General features: G+C 50.2%; 16 protein-coding genes and 1 pseudogene. 10 read left to right on the plus strand and 7 right to left on the minus strand.

The annotated features are described in order from the left end of the window. Nucleotides 1-80: 80 nt before the first annotated feature. The 4 genes from H6F72_RS07065 (at nt 81) to H6F72_RS07075 (ending at nt 1,984) form a co-directional block, all read left to right on the plus strand. The gene (locus H6F72_RS07065) at nt 81-320 is read left to right on the plus strand and encodes a hypothetical protein (RefSeq protein WP_190433192.1); all 240 of its coding nucleotides are present in this window, start codon (nt 81-83) and stop codon (nt 318-320) included. A 30-nt stretch (nt 321-350) separates the two neighbouring features. After that, entirely contained in the window at nt 351-878 is a 528-nt protein-coding gene (locus H6F72_RS07070; protein ID WP_348227568.1) for a GNAT family N-acetyltransferase, read from the plus strand. Nucleotides 879-907: 29 nt separating this feature from the next. Beyond that, nucleotides 908-1,042, plus strand: coding sequence for a hypothetical protein (locus tag H6F72_RS30705; protein WP_255527309.1), 135 nt, complete (start codon nt 908-910; stop codon nt 1,040-1,042). A gap of 183 nt (nt 1,043-1,225) precedes the next feature. After that, nucleotides 1,226-1,984 (plus strand): HEAT repeat domain-containing protein, encoded by a 759-nt coding sequence (locus H6F72_RS07075; RefSeq protein WP_190433194.1) that lies wholly within the window; start codon nt 1,226-1,228, stop codon nt 1,982-1,984. 96 nt (nt 1,985-2,080) lie between these two features. On the opposite strand, the gene H6F72_RS07080 is transcribed toward H6F72_RS07075, so the two are convergent. Beyond that, complete coding sequence (locus tag H6F72_RS07080) at nt 2,081-3,310, minus strand: NAD(P)/FAD-dependent oxidoreductase (protein WP_190433196.1); 1,230 nt, start codon at nt 3,308-3,310, stop codon at nt 2,081-2,083. Nucleotides 3,311-3,384: 74 nt separating this feature from the next. Then, on the minus strand, nt 3,385-4,806 hold the full coding sequence (locus tag H6F72_RS07085) for a serine/threonine-protein kinase (protein ID WP_190433198.1): 1,422 nt from the start codon (nt 4,804-4,806) through the stop codon (nt 3,385-3,387). A gap of 420 nt (nt 4,807-5,226) precedes the next feature. Here H6F72_RS07085 and H6F72_RS07090 point away from each other — a divergent pair, with 420 nt between their 5' ends. Then, entirely contained in the window at nt 5,227-5,820 is a 594-nt protein-coding gene (locus H6F72_RS07090; RefSeq protein WP_190433200.1) for a PEP-CTERM sorting domain-containing protein, read from the plus strand. Between the two features lie 127 nt (nt 5,821-5,947). Here H6F72_RS07090 and rd read toward each other — a convergent pair whose 3' ends face one another. Then, nucleotides 5,948-6,112 carry a rubredoxin gene (gene rd, locus H6F72_RS07095; RefSeq protein WP_190433202.1) on the minus strand — a complete coding sequence of 55 codons (165 nt, stop codon included), beginning with the start codon at nt 6,110-6,112 and terminating at the stop codon, nt 5,948-5,950. Between the two features lie 342 nt (nt 6,113-6,454). Between rd and H6F72_RS07100 the strand changes: the two genes are divergently transcribed. The 3 genes from H6F72_RS07100 (at nt 6,455) to H6F72_RS07110 (ending at nt 8,489) form a co-directional block, all read left to right on the plus strand. Further along, nucleotides 6,455-7,450 (plus strand): alpha/beta fold hydrolase, encoded by a 996-nt coding sequence (locus H6F72_RS07100; RefSeq protein ID WP_242016826.1) that lies wholly within the window; start codon nt 6,455-6,457, stop codon nt 7,448-7,450. An 80-nt stretch (nt 7,451-7,530) separates the two neighbouring features. After that, nucleotides 7,531-7,782 (plus strand): hypothetical protein, encoded by a 252-nt coding sequence (locus tag H6F72_RS07105; RefSeq protein WP_190433203.1) that lies wholly within the window; start codon nt 7,531-7,533, stop codon nt 7,780-7,782. 38 nt (nt 7,783-7,820) lie between these two features. After that, nucleotides 7,821-8,489 carry an endonuclease III gene (locus H6F72_RS07110; protein ID WP_190433205.1) on the plus strand — a complete coding sequence of 223 codons (669 nt, stop codon included), beginning with the start codon at nt 7,821-7,823 and terminating at the stop codon, nt 8,487-8,489. Between the two features lie 45 nt (nt 8,490-8,534). Here the strand turns inward: H6F72_RS07110 and H6F72_RS07115 are convergent, their stop codons facing one another. The 3 genes and pseudogenes from H6F72_RS07115 to H6F72_RS07125 all read right to left on the minus strand — a co-directional run bounded on the left by H6F72_RS07115 (nt 8,535) and on the right by H6F72_RS07125 (nt 11,444). Next, nucleotides 8,535-9,449, minus strand: coding sequence for a hypothetical protein (locus tag H6F72_RS07115; RefSeq protein WP_190433207.1), 915 nt, complete (start codon nt 9,447-9,449; stop codon nt 8,535-8,537). Nucleotides 9,450-9,683: 234 nt separating this feature from the next. Next, nucleotides 9,684-10,004 (minus strand): annotated as a pseudogene (locus tag H6F72_RS30120) (IS4 family transposase); the annotation flags it as partial. Between the two features lie 405 nt (nt 10,005-10,409). Then, nucleotides 10,410-11,444, minus strand: a complete 1,035-nt coding sequence (locus H6F72_RS07125; protein WP_190433216.1) for a diguanylate cyclase — start codon at nt 11,442-11,444, stop codon at nt 10,410-10,412. 402 nt (nt 11,445-11,846) lie between these two features. Between H6F72_RS07125 and alaS the strand changes: the two genes are divergently transcribed. Beyond that, nucleotides 11,847-14,477, plus strand: coding sequence for an alanine--tRNA ligase (gene alaS / locus H6F72_RS07130; RefSeq protein ID WP_190433218.1), 2,631 nt, complete (start codon nt 11,847-11,849; stop codon nt 14,475-14,477). A 21-nt stretch (nt 14,478-14,498) separates the two neighbouring features. Here the strand turns inward: alaS and H6F72_RS07135 are convergent, their stop codons facing one another. After that, complete coding sequence (locus H6F72_RS07135) at nt 14,499-15,101, minus strand: 5-formyltetrahydrofolate cyclo-ligase (protein ID WP_190433219.1); 603 nt, start codon at nt 15,099-15,101, stop codon at nt 14,499-14,501. A 334-nt stretch (nt 15,102-15,435) separates the two neighbouring features. Here H6F72_RS07135 and H6F72_RS07140 point away from each other — a divergent pair, with 334 nt between their 5' ends. Beyond that, nucleotides 15,436-17,892 carry a response regulator gene (locus H6F72_RS07140; protein ID WP_199298944.1) on the plus strand — a complete coding sequence of 819 codons (2,457 nt, stop codon included), beginning with the start codon at nt 15,436-15,438 and terminating at the stop codon, nt 17,890-17,892. Nucleotides 17,893-17,967 lie beyond the last annotated feature (75 nt).

Raw genomic sequence — 17,967 nt, forward strand, 5'->3', positions numbered from 1 at the left:
TGTAGGATGAAGAGAGAGTCGCTTCACAAATCTTAGATTTTTTCTCAGACAAATTTTCTTACCTACGATTCCCTGTCACTATGGCTTTCTTTCGTCAGTACATTGCCCCTCTGATTGTGGTCTTGGTCTTTCTGGTCGCTCTGGTTGCAGTCAGCGCTCGTATCTTTTTGCCAACGGATATGGCAGCACCTGCTCCCATTGAAGAAGTGGGTTTGCAAACTATTCCGGCTCGCCCAGACCAAGTGGCTGATTTACCACCAGCGCTGTCAGCCCTGATTAAAGGATTACCAGATGATCCAGCGTTGTCCGAGCAACTGTAACTCCTGGTTTTGTAGGGTGATTAAGTAGCGGTGTCCTCACCGAAGCTATTGTTGCCAGGTTATTGGTTGCGCTCTGGCTCTGGCTTGGAACGAGCGTTGCTGGTGAAGTTTATGCAGCGAACTTACCAGGAACTATACCCAGATCAAGATTTTTCTCATTTAGCGCAGACTGTGGAGCGCTACCTGACTCATGACAGTCCTGTCTGGTGGGTGGAGCTAGAGGAGCCAAGCCCTGCTACTTCTACGACTCTGTTGTCTCGTGCGGCTTTGTCACCCGTGGCCTGTCTATGGCTGGGTAACTCGGTTGACCAAGTGACAGGCGATCGCCATGCTTGTATCTTTTTGCTGTATGTCCTGCCAGAACATCGGCGGCGAGGGATTGCTGCGGCTCTAATTCAACATGCGATCGCTTGGTCTCAGGCAAGGGGCGATCGCCAACTGGGGCTGCAAGTATTTCAAGCCAACCAACCTGCGCTGAACCTGTACCAAAAGCTAGGGTTTCAAACGCAGGCTTTATGGATGGTTAAGCCGTTGGAATCACCGTCCACCGAAGGGTAAGTATCGGTAACCAGGACTTTGGCAGAAAAATGGGTTTAAGTGGTACTAGCGCGATCGCCTTAGGCTTTGGCTTTGGCTCCGCGAGCTTGCCAAAGCGATCGCTAATATTTTCAGGAATGTTGTGGCTCGCTACTACTACGGTTGGCTTAGATACTGCATCCTGACCAATATTGTTATATTTTTGCGAAGAATCTGTAGCTTACTCCTTCCGGCACTACTACCTCGCAAGTTAAGTTGGGATAGAGTCAAAACTGCGAAATCATCCCCCAATTCTGCAGTTCCACTACCGCAAAAACTCTACCTGTTGACCTGCTCCTGCACCCCGCTAAGTGCTGTAAAGTGACAGTATGTATGATGATGACGACCTAACAGTACTCGATCTTGAGGCTGAACTGGAGAGCCCCCTCGACCGCATGGGGCCAATTGATGCTGAGTCTGAGACACCGAAGCCAAATCCAGAGGCAATGCTGGCGCTCTTAGACGCACCGGAGACCAACCAGCGGATGTTGGCAGCTAGAGCTTTTTGTGAGTTGCAGGATGATCGTGCGATTCCGCAGTTGATTAGCCTGTTACAGGATGCTTGCCCGTTGGTGCGAGTCAGTGCAGCCTATGGTTTGGGGCGGAATCCGAGTCATGAGGCGGTGGAGCCGTTGATTGACCAACTGAATCGCGATTGGAATGGCTACGTGCGTAAAGGCGTAGTTTGGGCCTTGGGCAACTGCCGCGATCGCCGCTCTCTCTTGCCGCTGATTGATGCACTCAAGACTGATATTTCCGCCGTACGACTTTGGGCTGCGAGCGCCTTATCTCAAATGTCGGATGTGAACTACGAATCTGTGATTGCTGCGATTCCACCGCTGATCGAAGGCTTAAGACGTGATCCGGTAGCGGCAGTCCGAAGCAACTGTGCTTGGTCGGTGGGGCAACTGTGCCGTGAACTACCTTCCAACGTTGTGTATGCGACGGCGATCGATGCGCTAATCGAAGCCTTTGCTGAGGACGAAGAACTGGGTGTGCAAGAAGATGCCAAAACCGCTTTGCTGAAAGTGGGCGATCCGCGTGGCTTGCAGGTGATTGAAGAAATCGAGCGCGATCGCTTGATATAACGGTTAGCTGCAACGGTTGGTGACTATGGCGCTCTCCCGAGACAATTTTACAACGCTGGTGGTAGCGATTGCACTCCGGTAGAACTAGCATGCTCATCAACCGATCGCCTGACCTGCCAACCAAGCAGTTGTCCAAGCGCTTTGAAAGTTGAAGCCGCCTGTAACCCCATCAATATCTAGAATTTCTCCAGCTAGGTAAAGCCTTGGACAGCAGCGGCTTTCCATCGTTTTGAAATCCACTTCTTTTAAGCTGACTCCGCCACAAGTGACAAACTCCTCTTTAAAGGCACCTTTACCTTTCACGGTATAGGAACCCTGAGTCAGTTCTTGCAGCAGTTGGTTTAGGGCTTTATTAGAGAGCTCTGCCCAACGAGTTGTTTCTGTAATGCCAGCACTAGCAATCAACCGTTCCCACAGACGGCGAGGTAAGAGAACTGGGCAATTGGGGGCGATCGCTTTTCTGGGTAACTGAGACTTCACTGCAAGCAATTGCTCCCGAAGGGCTTCTGGTTTGTATTGCGGCAACCAGTTGATTTGCAGAGTGCCTTGATAACGGCTGTCATGCAGCGCCCTGGCTCCCCAAGCAGACAGTTTCAGTACGGCTGGTCCACTCAAGCCCCAGTGCGTAATTAGTAATGGCCCGCTTTGCTCGAATTGCTCATCATTGCTTGTCCGCAAGCGCACTCGGACTGAGGAGGCAGAAACACCTGCTAAGTCGTGCAGACGCGGATCGGAAACATTAAAGGTAAACAAAGAAGGTACAGGAGGCGCTACTTTGTGACCCAACTGTTTAGCGAGTTGATACCCTTGGGGACTGCTCCCTGTGGTGAGCAAGAGGCGATCGCAACTGAGGGTCTGCCCAGACTTTAACGCCACCTCAAAGCCGGAATCTAAGCGAGTAATTTCCGCCACCGGAACTCCAGTGCGAATCTCCACTCCCGCCGCCTTAGCCGCATGAATGAAGCAATCCACAATGGTTTCCGAATCATCGGTGGTAGGAAACATTCGCCCATCAGCTTCGGTTTTCAGTTCCACACCATGCTGATCTAGCCAAGCAATCATGTCTCGTGGCTGGAAACGGGTGAAAGCTCCCCGTAAAGCTTTGCCACCCCTGGGGTAGTACTGCGTTAAAACGGCTGGGTCAAAACAGGCATGGGTCACGTTGCAGCGCCCGCCCCCTGAAATTCTAACTTTGGGCAAAAGTTGACGGCCTGCTTCTAGCAGCATGACTTGCGCGTGGGGGTGCGCCTCAGCACAGGCGATCGCGCCAAAAAAGCCTGCCGCTCCGCCCCCAATCACTAAAACTTTTAACGGTCGTGAAGACAAAGGAATTCTAACCCTGATTGCAAATCCTTGATTCTAGGCTAACGCTTCAGTTCCACAAAAAGCTGAAGCCAGCGCTAATCTCTCTTTTTGCCGTCTCCCTTCTCCTGCTCTTTAGCTCGCTCCTTTTCTTGTTTTTCTGCTTCTCGTGCTGCTTCTGCGGCTCGTTCTTCTGCCTCTTGCTGTTGCTCTGCGGCTTTTTCGTCTGGCGGTTCAGGAGGAATGTTCTCAGATTCTGGGGGTAGAGAGGGACTAGTTGACGGAGGTGCAGGTTCTAAGTCGCCTTCTGGTTCAGGAGAGGTTGGAGCGGGCGGTTCAGGCTCGTCGGGGGGTGATGGCTCAGGAGCCTCTGGTAGCACCGGGGGTGTAGGAGTAGAGATGGCTTCTGGAGCGGGAGTTGCAGCTTCTTGAGTTGGAGCTGGGCTGGAAGGCGGAGCGACAGGACTCGGTTGGGCTACGGATGGGTTTGAAGTGGAGGGTTGTCTGGCAACTAAGGCTCCTACCGTTGCAGCTACGATCGCTGCCAGTCCACCAATCAGCACGTACCGCCAGAGTTGGGAGCGAGGAGATGCAGCAACGACCGTAGGAACTGACCGAGGAGCTGGCCGAGAAACTGGCCGATGTTGTGGAATTACGGCCACCGTTGCCGCTTGGGTGGTAGCGGAGGGAGTTGGCTGACTGGCAAATTGAGAGTCAGGTAGCAACTGGAGCCACTCATCAACACTGGCTGGGCGTAATTGAGGTTCGACCGCCATGCCCCTGACGACCGCTTGGTTGACCCTAGCACTCAAGTCCGATCGCCACTCTCTGGGTTCTCGGAGGGGTTGGCGATCGCGAAGAATTGAGGGGGCAGGGACTTGAGCTGTCAGCAGCATGTAGAGAGTGGCTGCTAAGCCATAAACATCAGTGGCAGGGGTGCGCTTCTCCTGGGGCAGATATTGCTCAATGGGAGCGTAACCAGGTGATACGAAGCTGGTATGAGTCTGCACCGCTCCCGGCGAAAACTCCCGCGCAATGCCAAAGTCGATCAAAATCACTTGATCGGTTCCTTGGCGCAAAATCAAGTTCTGAGGCTTCACATCTCGGTGCAGTAGACCATTCTGATGGACAACTTTTAGTGCTAGCCCAATCTGACGAATATAGTGAATCGCAGTAGCCTCGCCCAGGGGCGTATTCGGCAGAACGACAGCATCCAAGGTAGCTCCGGGAATATACTCCATCACAATGAAGGGCAGACCGTTTTCTGTGAAGAAGTCCATGACCCGAACAATATTGGGATGGATACACAACGCTAGCCTTTTCGCCTCATCCTGAAACTGCTGTTGCGATTGAGCAAAGTTGGGATCTCGGCGGAGAGACGCATCAAGCGTTTTGATCACCACAGGTTGCGCCAGCGAGTGCAGGATGGCTTTATAGGTAACGCCAAATCCGCCGCGCCCCAGCTCTTGTTCAACTGTATACTTGCCGTTTTGGAGGTGACTACCAACTAGAGTGCTCATACCGCGTTTAGAACCACAAACCTGCGACCTCAATCAGCCTAACCTGCGATCGCTGACTCTAAACACTAGCCTCATAATTACTGAATGTTCTTCGACTAACCTAGTGAAATTGCAGCGATAAACTCCAGCGAAGCCGACTAGCTGAAATCAAGCTGCCGTAATCCCACTCATCTGACCATTTGAGGTTGCCTTTACTACGTCAGCACACTAGCATTCCTAATTGTTGAACTCCACTTCTGCTACGTAGAAATACAGCTCGGACTTCCTATTTTCAAGGGCTGTTAAAGATTTTTTTGTCCGAAAGCTCTTCATCCTTGTGCTTGCTAGCTTAGTAAAGCCGTCATCTCTCTGTAAATACTTATACAACTGAGACGGCCCAATCACTAGCGTCTATCATCCTTGGGATATCAGAGAATAACCATGCGATTCACTTCCTTCACGAAGCTTCCTCTACTGGCAGTTAGCCTACTGGCACTTTCGGCGATTCCTGCCCAAGCCGCAAATTGCTCCGCTGGCACAGTCACTGCCTTTGGCCTTGGTACTTCCACCTCTTGTATCGGCTCATTCGATGGTAATGATGCTCAAGGAGATGGCTCAGGAGCACTCTTTGGTAAGTTATCAACCGGAGTTTTTGCAGGAATTACGGATTGGGCCTTTGTCGGCAAATCAGATGCGGGGGCCTTTGATGTTACCTCTGGCAACTCTGGCACTTGGAGCGTTGATACCGCTTTAACAGGTCCGTTTGTGCTCAGCTTGAAAGCTTCCAATTCCTGGAGCGCTTATTTCTTCGATGGCTCCAGCGATCCTTTTTCCGTGCTGAGTGGCAAGTGGTCCACAGCTGGAGTGTCTACAAATCGCAAAGGCATCGCTCAAGACCTATCGCACGCCACAATTTATCGAGCTGTGGTCAAGACCCCAGAAGAACCCACCAGTGTCCCGGAACCTTCCGCAACTGCAGCGCTTGGATTGGTTGCGATTGGTACCTTCGCATGGCTTAAGCACAAGCAGAGTTAGAACGCCGGGTTGAGCCAGTTCCCAAGACATCAAGTCCACTAATATTTGATGTGATCGAGTTCTAGCGATCGCTGGCTTTTCCTCATTAATTTGCCACAGTGCCCTGAATGCCCTAAATTGTTGAGGTTTAAGATTCCTGTGGCTCAAAATCGTCTTTAGTAGCTCCACATAGCGGGCAAATCCAATCCTCTGGTAAATCGGCAAAGGCGGTACCGGGAGCAATTCCTGAGTCTGGATCACCTACGGCTGGATCATAAACGTAGTTACAAACTGTACAGACGTAGCGCTGCATCTTCACTCCTGCCAATCACTGTGCTGCCATCGTACAAGCTCATCGCATTTACTTGCATAAAGAAGCGGCAAAATTCTAGAGTGATACAATTCCTGCATCCAGCTAGCAGTCCGAAAAACTCATGGCTATGAGACGCAGCAGAAGTGTTGCAACTGGCTTTTTGAAGGATTTTCAAAAATTTGCGCTGAAAGGAGTTTTCTAAGTTTTGCGATCGCTAAAACTTTGCGACAAGACTTTGCCAAAACAGCTATGAATCCTAGGCAGTTTTGGGATTGCTAGGATTTAAGGACAAGAGCTAAGGATGACTGGGCTAGTAATGGATGGCCTAGTTAATCCAAACTCATGTTTTGGCAAAGTTATCCAGGCAAAGAGGCAGAAATGGTACAGGATTGGTGGCAAGTAACCTTTCCACAGGGCCGACAGCAAATCCAGATTTTAGATGCGAATGGTTATCCAGTAGCGATCGCCTATGGAGAAAAAGGCAGCGGCCCACCCCTAATTTTGGTGCATGGCGCTGCTAGCTGGAGTTATGCTTGGCGAGATTTGATTGATCCGTTATCGCAGCACTTTCGGGTCATTTGTTTTGATGCCAAAGGTTATGGTTTTTCTGAGCAGATTCGCCACTCTGAAGTTCCAGGACATCAACTTGTGGAGTTGGCGCGAATTATTCAAGCGTTGTGTCCCGAACCTGCGATTGTCGTGGGCCAGTCATTAGGAGCTTTAACTGCGATCGCTTTAGCGGAAACCTATCCAGAATTAGTCGCTCAGTTGGTGGTGATCAATGTCCCCATTTTTCCAAAGCGCTTGCCGACTTGGGGGATGCAGTGGATGGCCGATATCCCGCTGCCGTTGGTGCAATGGGTAGATGAATTGCAGCTAGCGCGTCCAGTCAGGCCACTGGTGCATTTACTAGTAAAAATTGCTCGCCTCGAAGTAATGGTAGACCCCACCTCTACATCTCCAGAGGAAATTTATTGGTTGACCTACCCTTACACTGAGATTCCAGGGGCCATGACGCAATTTGCCGTAGATATGCGCCAATCTGCCCGCGAAATTCAGGCACTGCTGGCAGGACAGCCGAACCAAATTACACCGATTCAAGATAATCTAGGCGCGATCACTTGTCCAACTTTGATTCTTTGGGGCAAAGACGATCGCTGGTTTCCCCTGAGTAATGGGGAGGAACTGCATGCTCGCCTGCCTCATGCTCAATTTCAAGTCATTATCAATTGTGGACACGACGCGGCTGTATGCTGCCCAGATGCTATTAGTGACGCAATTCTTCACTTTTTGAGTGATTCTCACCTACCACAACCCACAAGTTCCTCACCAGCTTAATGCTTGTGATAGAAGCCCTTAACGCGATCGCTCAGCCATAATTCTCTCTACAAACCGTAAAACTGAGTGCGAGAGCGTTTATGCCAAGAGAAGTTACTGATGCTGAGGGAATTACCTGGAGCTGTATTCAAGCTTATGCGGGTCTTTCCCAAACCGCCGAGAATCAGGAAGCCGCGAAAGTCAACGAAGACAAAGATACCTATCGAGTGGTCTGCACTCCGAGTGGTGGAGCACAATCGGTACGGCTAGAGTTACAAGGCGATTGGGAAAGCTCTTACTCTGATGATCAACTGCTGCAAGAGATTGCAAAACAGCGGCAAGCAGAGAGTTAAGCGATCGCGGTTTACGGGAGTGCCAGAGGTAACGCTTAGTGGCTGAGAAGCAACCGTTTGAGATTGAGGTAGCGATCGCCCAGATTCGGCAAGCTGTAGAACCTTTACCTAAAGCTGCATTGTTTGAACTCGCTGAGGAAGGCTATAACTCTGTCTTCGAGCTTTTGCTGGCTTGCATGATCTCGATTCGCACTCGCGACGAAACCACCTTACCCGTATCACGTCGCCTCTTCCAACAAGCTCGGACTCCCGCAGAAGTGAGCCAACTCGCGATCGCCGAAATTGACCAACTGATTAGCGACTCCACTTTTCACGAAGGCAAAGCTCCTCAGATTCACGCGATCGCCCAACAAGCCGTAGCGGAACATAACGGAGTGTTACCCTGCGACCTCAACACCCTACTTTCTTTCAACGGCGTTGGCCCTAAATGCGCTCATTTGGTTTTGGGGATTGCTTGCAACCAGCCTTACATCAGCGTGGATATTCACGTCCATCGCATCACCAACCGCTGGGGCTATGTCCACACCCGCACGCCAGAAAAAACCTTGGCAGCACTAGAGAAGCAGCTACCACCCGAATACTGGATCGAAATTAATCGATTGCTGGTGCCCTTTGGCAAACATATTTGTACAGGCGATCGCCCCCGTTGTTCTACTTGCCCAGTTCTGGAAATGTGCCAGCAGTTTGGCGTAGAGGCCCACCGTTAATAACGGCTTTAATTAGAGAGAAGTTGAAGACCTGACTACAAGTGCTTATTGAGTATCTATGGTTGAAGAATCGATCGCTGTTACGTCACCTAGCAAATTAGCGGTAATTAAACGAGCAGTACCGGAGCTATGCCAGTAAGCACCATGAGCATCAGTCACTCCTATAGCCATCGCTGCCTGGGCTTGGCCGAAAGTCCGTGCGCCTCGCTCCGCAGCATTGGCATCAGCCCAAATATATTTATCGCGAAAAAATAGGCCTGGAATAGATTTGCTATTGAGGCTGGCTTGAATGGGATAAGCAATAATATCTGAGGAATGAATAATATTAGTCCACCTTAAAGGGCTAGCTTGATACTTCCGAGCAAAATTTTCTATTGTTTCAAACTTAACGTTAAGCATCATATTAAAAAACAAGATGGGCGAGCCCATTTTTGTAATGCTTCTAAGCTTTGGCTCCTCATTTTTTACGACTCCCAGCAAGGCACGAATTTCATAGGCTGGATCATCAGATTCAAAGTTTTGCTCAGAAAACAAAACATCCCATAGAACTACGCTGCCTAGTGAGTGAGTAACAATGTGAATTTCATCATCTTCAGGATGCGCCCTGACAAACTTATAAAGTTGCTCAGCAATAATCTCTCTAATATCCTTGCCCTTGCTGGTGTTGAAGTAGGTGAGAATGTCGCCAAAAAATTGAGAGATAAAATCTTCTCTAAATTCTTGATAGCGAAAGACATCTCCCACATCTACTTGTGGATAATTCTTTTTGAGTTCTTGTAAATCTTGATGAATCCAGTGCCATAGTTGTCCTGTTTGCTTGTACACAACACCCCAGAAGCTTGAGTAAAAATGTGGCAAGGCTTCGTTTCGCCGCGTAAACTCTCTTTTCAAGAGATTTTGTAGATGCTTGGAATAGTCAGCATCTTTTGTAGCAACACCGTGGATGAAGAATACAAGCACTTGTTATAGACCTCACTTGACTAATAGGCTACCTGGGGTTTTCTCCACTTACAGCAGTTCTCAGATGATATAGACCACAGTGAGCGAACCAGCCAAGAGCATCCTCATCAGAAATGCACTCGTTGAGCACCTTGCTTAATGCTTGGTCGAGTGCTTCGCTAGTTCGAGCTTTCGCCGAGCGTAACAGTTGCTTGAGTTTCGACCAACATAACTCGATTGGGGAAAGGTCGGGGGCTAAGTACAGAACAAAAATTGTAGAGCCTCGGAAAACTGATCTCCTTTGTGTTCCAAGTTGAGGACGATGTGACGCAGATGGTCAAATCCATAGCGAAACAGGCTCTTGGCTCTGCGCCCATGCTTCTTAACCACCAATGGCTTGAGCTGATGCAACCACTCCCCCGTCAGGAAGATCCAGCAGAGCACTAAGGAGAGCAACGCCAGCAGCTTATTGAGTCGCTCTCCATCGCTGAGGTGGGTCGATTCCAAGCAGAACCCTCGACTCTTGAAGATGCCAAACAGGGTTTCAATCCCCCAGTGCTTGGCATAATCTGTAATTCCAGTTTGTTGGCAAAAGCGCTCACAGAGCTCTGCCAAAAGGGCATCGGGTTGAGCCTGGACTAAGACTGCAACGATGGGTAAGTGCTCCTGACCCAACTTGGCAACGGTTCCTCCTCCATGAGGTTTGGGTTGCACCGTTCCTGTTGCACGATAGTGTCGCATCAAGTCTCTGCCAAAGGATAAGCTGACCTTGAAGCGCTTTGCTAGTTGGCGCTGCGAGCCTTCTTTTGCCTCATAGGCGTTAAGAATTCGTTGCCGTAAATCCACAGACAGGGGGCAGGCATGAGTGGCTATTTCCTCATCTTGCCAGACTGACTTAGGCTACCAAGCTGTGGCTTACTCAAGCAATAACTACTGTAAGATGGCGCTGAGCTGGGTGACCCAGAGTGGGTGATAGCTGCGTTAAACCGAAGGAGCTGAATCTGAAGCCAGCGATCGAGAGCAATCTGGAGCACTACTGATCGCTCGGTTTCTACCCTCAGATTTTGCTCGCAACAAATTTTGATCGGCCCGTCGCAGCAAACTAATGCCTTTAGAGTCATCCTCTGCTTCTAAGGAAGCAATACCAGCGCTAATCGTGGCGTGGATTTCTAAGGTTGGATCGATTCTAAAAGTTTGCTCACTAATCAGACGGCAAATGCGTTGCCCCACGATAGGAGCTTCATGACCATCGGTGTTGCTCAAAATAATGACGAATTCTTCGCCGCCGTAACGAAAAGGGGTGTCATAGAAGCGGAGATTATGCCGCAGACGAGCCGAAAGCAGCTTCAGCATGCGATCGCCCACCAAATGTCCATAGGTGTCATTGATCGCTTTGAAATAATCCACGTCCAACATCACCAAGCTCAAAGGCAACGTGCGAGTTCGGGCGTTCTGGATTTGGCGTGGCAACTCCCACTCCAACGCTCGACGGTTATTGAGTTCAGTCAGAGGGTCGGAAAGGGCGATCGCTGACAGTAAATCATTGGCCCGCATCAACTCTCGATGATTTCGTACCACTCGCAATCCCGCTTGGACTTGAGCTTGGAGGAGACGATTTTGTCTCGCCGACAATTCTGCCACAACCAAGCTGCCATGCTGAACACTCAAATTCATCACTAAGTAAGCATCGGCTCCTCGTTCTAAGGCCTCTGCCGAACACTCCACCGCTTGACTAGAAATCTGGGAAACGGCCTCACTCAGCCTTGGGGCATCATCTGCTAGCAACAGACAATAAATCCAGGCCAGCCGAGACTGTTCCTTAATTTGCTGGCATAAATAGAGGCTGTCGGAACTAGCCTGTAAGATTAGCAAATCGGGCTGCTGAGCCTGAATCAGCGGAATTGCCTCGTTGGCGCTCGTTGCTGTTTCGATGGTGCAGTCTGCCAAATCGCCAACCCGATCTAGCAGGGCGGCTAGAAAATAATTTTCTCCAACTATCAGGATCGAAGCAGTCATTGGCGTTTTAGAAGCCTAGTGAAAAAATCAAGGCCGTAACCTTAGCAAAGCCAAGACTTTGCTACTGCTGTTAACGCCTAGATCTCGCAAATCCGCCTTAGGAGTGGCATCCCACCTCTAAGTGTTATTGAGTATACTCAGGCTGAAACTATCTACACCTACCATTAACGACCATCCGCAACCAGCAGTTGAATTACTGATTCCCTTGATAGGTTAGGGCTTTCAGCCTAAGCTGAAGCCGTATATTTCCCGGGGAAGACAAATGATCAGGTGTACTTGGGTTCCATGCTCACAACATTCCTCTTGAGAATCTTGATGCTACCAAGCCTAGAGTTGGGCGAATCATGCGGCATCATAGATGAGAGGTCATTGTTCAGTCTGAATTCGCTTTAAAAAGGTTCCATGTTTACCCCCCTCAGCGGCACTCAAATTCGGCAAAAGTTTCTTGATTTTTATGCAGCCAGAGGCCATCAGATACTACCGAGTGCCTCGTTGGTTCCCGAAGATCCGACGGTGCTGCTGACGATCGCGGGTATGTTGCCCTTTAAGCCGATTTTTTTGGGACAGCGATCGCCTGAGTTTCGCAGAGCGACGACATCTCAAAAGTGTATCCGCACTAATGATATTGAGAACGTGGGTCGGACCGCCCGCCACCACACTTTCTTTGAAATGTTGGGCAACTTCAGCTTTGGCGATTATTTCAAAGAGCAAGCGATCGCTTGGGCCTGGGAACTGGCGACTGAAGTCTTTGGGTTGCCTCCAGAACGCTTAGTCGTGAGTGTGTTTGAGGAAGACGATGAAGCGTTTGCGCTGTGGCGGGACAAAATCGGCATTCCGGCGTATCGGATTCAGCGTATGGGTGAGAAGGACAACTTCTGGGTATCTGGCCCCACCGGACCTTGCGGCCCCTGCTCAGAAATCTACTACGACTTCCACCCAGAAAAGGGCGATGCCCACATTGACCTCGAAGATGACACTCGGTTTATCGAGTTCTACAACCTGGTGTTCATGCAGTACAACCGGGACGCCGAAGGCAAACTGACCCCACTGCAAAACCAGAACATTGATACCGGGTTGGGCCTAGAACGAATGGCTCAAATCCTTCAGCAAGTCCCGAACAACTATGAAACTGATTTAATTTTTCCCATTATTAAAGCCGCTGCAGAAATCGCGGGGATTGATTACGCTCAGGCCGACGAGTCTACCAAAGTCTCGCTGAAGGTAATCGGGGATCACGTCCGGTCAGTTGTCCACATGATCACGGATGGCATTACCGCTTCTAATATCGGTCGGGGTTATGTTTTGCGGCGCTTGATTCGTCGGGTAGTGCGACATGGCCGACTGATTGGCATTGAAGGTGAATTCACCACACGAGTCGCAGAAGCTGCGATCGCCTTGGCAGAAGCCGCCTATCCGAATGTACGGCTGAAGGAAAACAGCATCAAAGCAGAGTTGCAGCGCGAAGAAGCCCAATTCCTCAAAACCCTCGATCGCGGGGAGAAACTGCTGGCAGAAATTTTGGAGCGGGAGAAAACTCAAGTTTCTGGTCCCGATGCCTTCAAGCTCTACGACACCTACGGCTTCCCGGTCGAACTTACCCAAGAGATTGCTGAGGAGAAAAACCTCACCGTGGATCTAGAAGGGTTTGAGGCCGAAATGGAGAAGCAGCGCGATCGCTCTCGTGAAGCCCACGAAACCATTGACCTGACTGTCCAAGGCTCTCTGGATACTCTGGCTGAGCATGTGCATGCCACCGAGTTTCTGGGTTATGTGGAACGCTCGGCCACGGCTCAAGTTGCCGTATTGCTAGTCGATGGCAAATCGGCTGAAGCCGCAGAAGCAGGCACCGAAGTCCAGATCATCTTAGACAAAACGCCCTTCTACGCCGAATCCGGGGGACAGGTAGGCGATCGCGGCTATCTTTCGGGGGATGCAGTGCTCGTGCGCGTCCATGATGTGAAGAAAGAATCAGATTTCTTTGTCCACTTCGGGCGGATTGAGCGAGGCACGCTGCAAGTGGGCGGTACGGTCACAGCGCAAATTGACCAAGCTTGTCGGCGGCGCGCCCAAGCCAACCACTCCGCCACCCATTTATTGCAAGCTGCGTTGAGGAAATTGGTGGATGACTCAATTTCTCAAGCAGGTTCTCTTGTGGCCTTCGATCGCTTGCGCTTTGACTTCAACTGCCCTCGCCCTCTGACTCCAGAAGAAGTGCAACAAGTTGAGGAGCAAGTCAACCTCTGGGTGGCCGAAGCGCATACAGCCCAAATTGAGGTGGTACCCATCGCTGAAGCCAAAGCCAAAGGGGCGATCGCGATGTTTGGCGAGAAGTACGGCGATCAAGTTCGCGTGCTGGATTTCCCTGGTGTTTCGATGGAGTTGTGTGGCGGTACCCATGTCAGCAACACCGCAGAAATCGGCGTGTTCAAAATCATTTCGGAAACGGGGGTTGCCTCCGGCGTGCGGCGGATTGAGGCGGTGGCAGGTCCCTCCGTGTTGGACTACCTGAATGTCCGCGATCGCGTGGTGCGGGATCTGAGCGATCGCTTCAAAGCCAAGCCAGAAGAACTCACCGATCGTGTCACCAGTTTGCAGAATGAACTGAAAAACACCCAGAAGCAACTGGAAACCGCTAAAGCTGAACTGGCGCTCGCCAAATCAGATCAATTGCTGGGCCAAGCTGAATCTGTTGGGACCTTCAAGCTCTTGGTGGCGCAACTAGAAGGTGTAGATCCGGAATCGCTGAAGACTGCGGCAGAGCGCTTAGCGCAGAAACTTGGTGAGGGTGCAGTCGTGCTAGCTTCAGTGCCTGAACCCGACAAAGTTAGTTTGGTCGCCGCGTTTAGCCCTGGCGTGGTCAAGTCTGGTTTGCAGGCAGGTAAATTTATTGGCGCGATCGCCAAACTCTGTGGCGGTGGTGGTGGTGGCCGACCTAACCTAGCGCAGGCAGGCGGACGGGATGCTAGCAAACTACCTGAAGCCCTTGCTGAAGCCCGCGAGCAGTTGCATCGCAGTTTAAGCAATGCCAACTAACAAGCCAGAAGATATCAGAGGTTAGACTCCTGGTATCTCTGGTACGTCAAACAGGCCAGCTTCTGTACAAACCGCTGATAGAGGCTGGTCCCAAGCATCAACAGGTAAGTTTGCTAGGCAAGCAAACTCGAACACAATGCCAATTGTAGGTTTGGTAGCCCAGGCTGGGTCACTCAGCAGGCGATCGTAAAAACCACCGCCATAACCGAGCCGATACCCTTGGCGATCGCAAGCTACAGCAGGGACCAAAATCAAATCAACTTGCTCAGGTTCTAGAGCGGGGCAGTCGGGATGAGGCTCTTTAATTCCATAAGCTCCCGACTGCAAAGGCAAATTGCTGGTAGCGGACCAAGCATGCCAGAACAGAGACTTACCGACACAGCGCGGAAAGCCCCAAACGCGATCGCTAGCCTGATTGATTAAAGGCATCAAATCTGGTTCTTGGCGAAAACTGAAGTAAGCCAAGATAGTTTGGGCTTTAGCAAATAGAGAAGCTGCTTGTATTTGGAGACATAGGCGATCGCTCTTGGCTCGCCAATCCTGAGTTTTGATCGCTTGTCGCTGTTGCAACAAAAGTCGCCGTAACTCTACTTTTTGATTGCGTGAGTCGCTCTCAGACTTCACAGTTAAAGATTCCTTACATCCAGATCGGCGACAACAGCTCAGTAGCAGCAGCTTAATCTAACCAGCCTGACAGTCGCGGCGATCGCTCCTATAGCTGAATCGTTAAACTGATACTAGAAGCTACTGAGACTCGTAAATAAAGGTTGCACAAGAGACGCTTTATTGAGGGGTTTGTCATCCTATAGAGGTAGATATAGAATTGCTACTCTTTGGGTGGCAGTCTGTTGCCTTGGGCACAGTGTTGTTATGGTGCAAATCCCATATTTTGTCAGTCTCCATCAAAATTTAGCACTGGTGCAATTATTCCATTGGTTCTTCTTTCCTCTCAGCTCCCTTGGTCCGAGCAGGCCAAGCCCAACCCATTCAAGCGTTCATCCAAGAGTATGAACAAGAGGCATCCATGAAGGTTGATACTACCGCGTCGGGCGTGATCTTGATCGTGGATGACATCCCCGCTAATTTGGGAGTTTTATTCGATTTTCTGGCCGATACTGGGTTTCAAGTCTTAATCGCTGAGGATGGCGAAAGTGCTTTGCAAACCGCTGAGTATGCCTCTCCCGATTTAATCCTACTCGATGTACTGATGCCAGAAATTGACGGTTTTGAAACTTGCCGTCGGTTGAAGTTGAACTACGCCACCCAAGACATTCCGGTCATCTTTATGACGGCCCTGACCGAGACCATCGATAAAGTCAAAGGTCTAAATTTAGGAGCGGTCGATTACATCACCAAGCCACTACAACACGAAGAAGTGTTGGCACGGGTGAAATTGCATCTCAACTTGCGGAATTTAACGAAGCAGTTGCAAGCCCAAAATCTACAGTTAGAGCAGGAAGTGGTTGAGCGCAAACGGATCGAAGCAGATTTGCGTCATCATACCGCTGAGTTGGCCGAGTGGAAAAATCGTTACGAAGCGATCATTCAAGCCAGTGGGCAAATTCTCTTTGACTGGAATTCGCAGACCCACGAAGTCACTTACGGCGGCAACTTAACTGCTATCTTGGGCTACTCGCCAGAGGAAATGGCAGGTGGGCTCGATCGCTGGGTCACTCTCATCCATCCTGAAGACCGTAGCCGCTTTCACGCAGAAATCGATCGCGTCATCGTCACGAAACAGCCCTTTCACCAAGAATTTCAGGTTGCTCGCCAAGACGGTACTTACATCACAGTCGAGAGCAAGGGTTATTTCTTTGCTGACAGCGATGGTCAGGCAAGCCAGATGGCAGGGTTCATTGTAGATATTAGCGATCGCAAGCGCCACGAAGAAGCGTTGCGTGAAACCAGCCAGATGCTCCAAGCACTGATCCAAGCATCTCCTTTGGCGATCGTCGTGCTTGATCCAGAAGGACGAGTGCAAGTGTGGAACCCAGCCGCCCAAGAAATTTTTGACTGGAGCGAATCAGAAGTTTTGGGCGAAATTTTGCCCATCGTACCTGCGGCTAAGCAAGGAGAATTTCGGGCATTTCGGCAACGGGTGTTCCAAGGAGAATCTTTTACAGGCGTAGAGGTAAGTCGCCAAAAGCGAGATGGTTCCTTTCTAGAACTCAACCTCTCTGCCGCCCCACTCCGCAATGCACAAGGTGAAGTGACGGGCGTGATTGCTATGTTGCTAGATGTCACTGCCAAAAAACAATTGGAGTCTCAAGCCCTCCGAGCCCAGCGGATGGAAAGCATTGGTACTTTAGCCAGCGGCATTGCTCACGACCTCAACAACTTGCTTACTCCTATTCTGTCGTCGGCCCAACTGCTCCTCATGCCGACAAAGCTGCCAGAAGCTAAAAAGCAGCAATTGCTAAAAACAATGGAAGCTAGCACCAAGCGAGCCGCTGCTCTGGTCAAGCAAGTGCTGCTGTTTGCGAGGGGCGTAGAAGGTAAGCGCATTACCCTGCAAATGTCTCACCTCATTACAGAAATTAGACAAATTACTCAAGAAACCTTTCCTAGATGGATTGAAGTTGAAGTCGAGGTAGACCCAAACCTCTGGATGGTATCTGGCGACACGACTCAACTGCATCAAGCCCTGCTCAACCTCTGCGTCAATGCCCGCGATGCCATGCCCAATGGAGGCATCTTGAAGATTGCGGCTACTAATATCTGGCTAGATGAAGAATACGCCCAGCTCAATATTGATGCCAAAGTGGGGCCTTACGTTCTCATTACCGTAACTGACACGGGAACTGGGATTCCTCCCGCCATTATTGATCGTGTGTTTGAACCTTTTTTCACCACGAAAGAGGTGGGTCAAGGCACAGGACTAGGGTTATCAACCGTCGTGGGAATTGTGAAAGGTCACGGTGGGTTTGTCCAAGTTCAGAGCCGAGTTGGTCAAGGCACAGAGTTTAAGTTGTACTTGCCGATCGCCCAAACTTATGACCTCAAACCGGACGCAACTGAGTACGACGAACTCAAAGCTGGGCATGGTGAAGTTGTACTAGTAGTTGACGACGAAGAGGCAATTTGTGAAGTCACCAAAACTTCCCTGGAGTACTACGGTTATAAGGTTTTGACGGCCAAAGATGGAGTAGAAGCGATCGCCATATATGTACGTCACCAAAGCGAAATTAATGTGGTGCTCGTCGATATGATGATGCCGTCGATGGATGGCCCCACCACGATTCGGACGCTGCAAAAAATTAATCCTCAAGTCAAGATCATTGGCGTCAGCGGGCTGATTTCTCATTGCCCGATGACTGAGTTTGCCAATAGCAACAACGTCAAGAGCTTTTTACCCAAGCCTTACACCTCAGAAGAGTTACTGCAAAACTTACGAGTTGTACTGACGACTTACTAAAAAACCAGACTAACTGTCACCATCCCTTCCTCAGTGTTGTTATGATGCAGCTAATTTTCATTTAGATTCAGTGAG

The organism is Trichocoleus sp. FACHB-46 (assembly GCF_014695385.1).
GTDB lineage: Bacteria > Cyanobacteriota > Cyanobacteriia > FACHB-46 > FACHB-46 > Trichocoleus.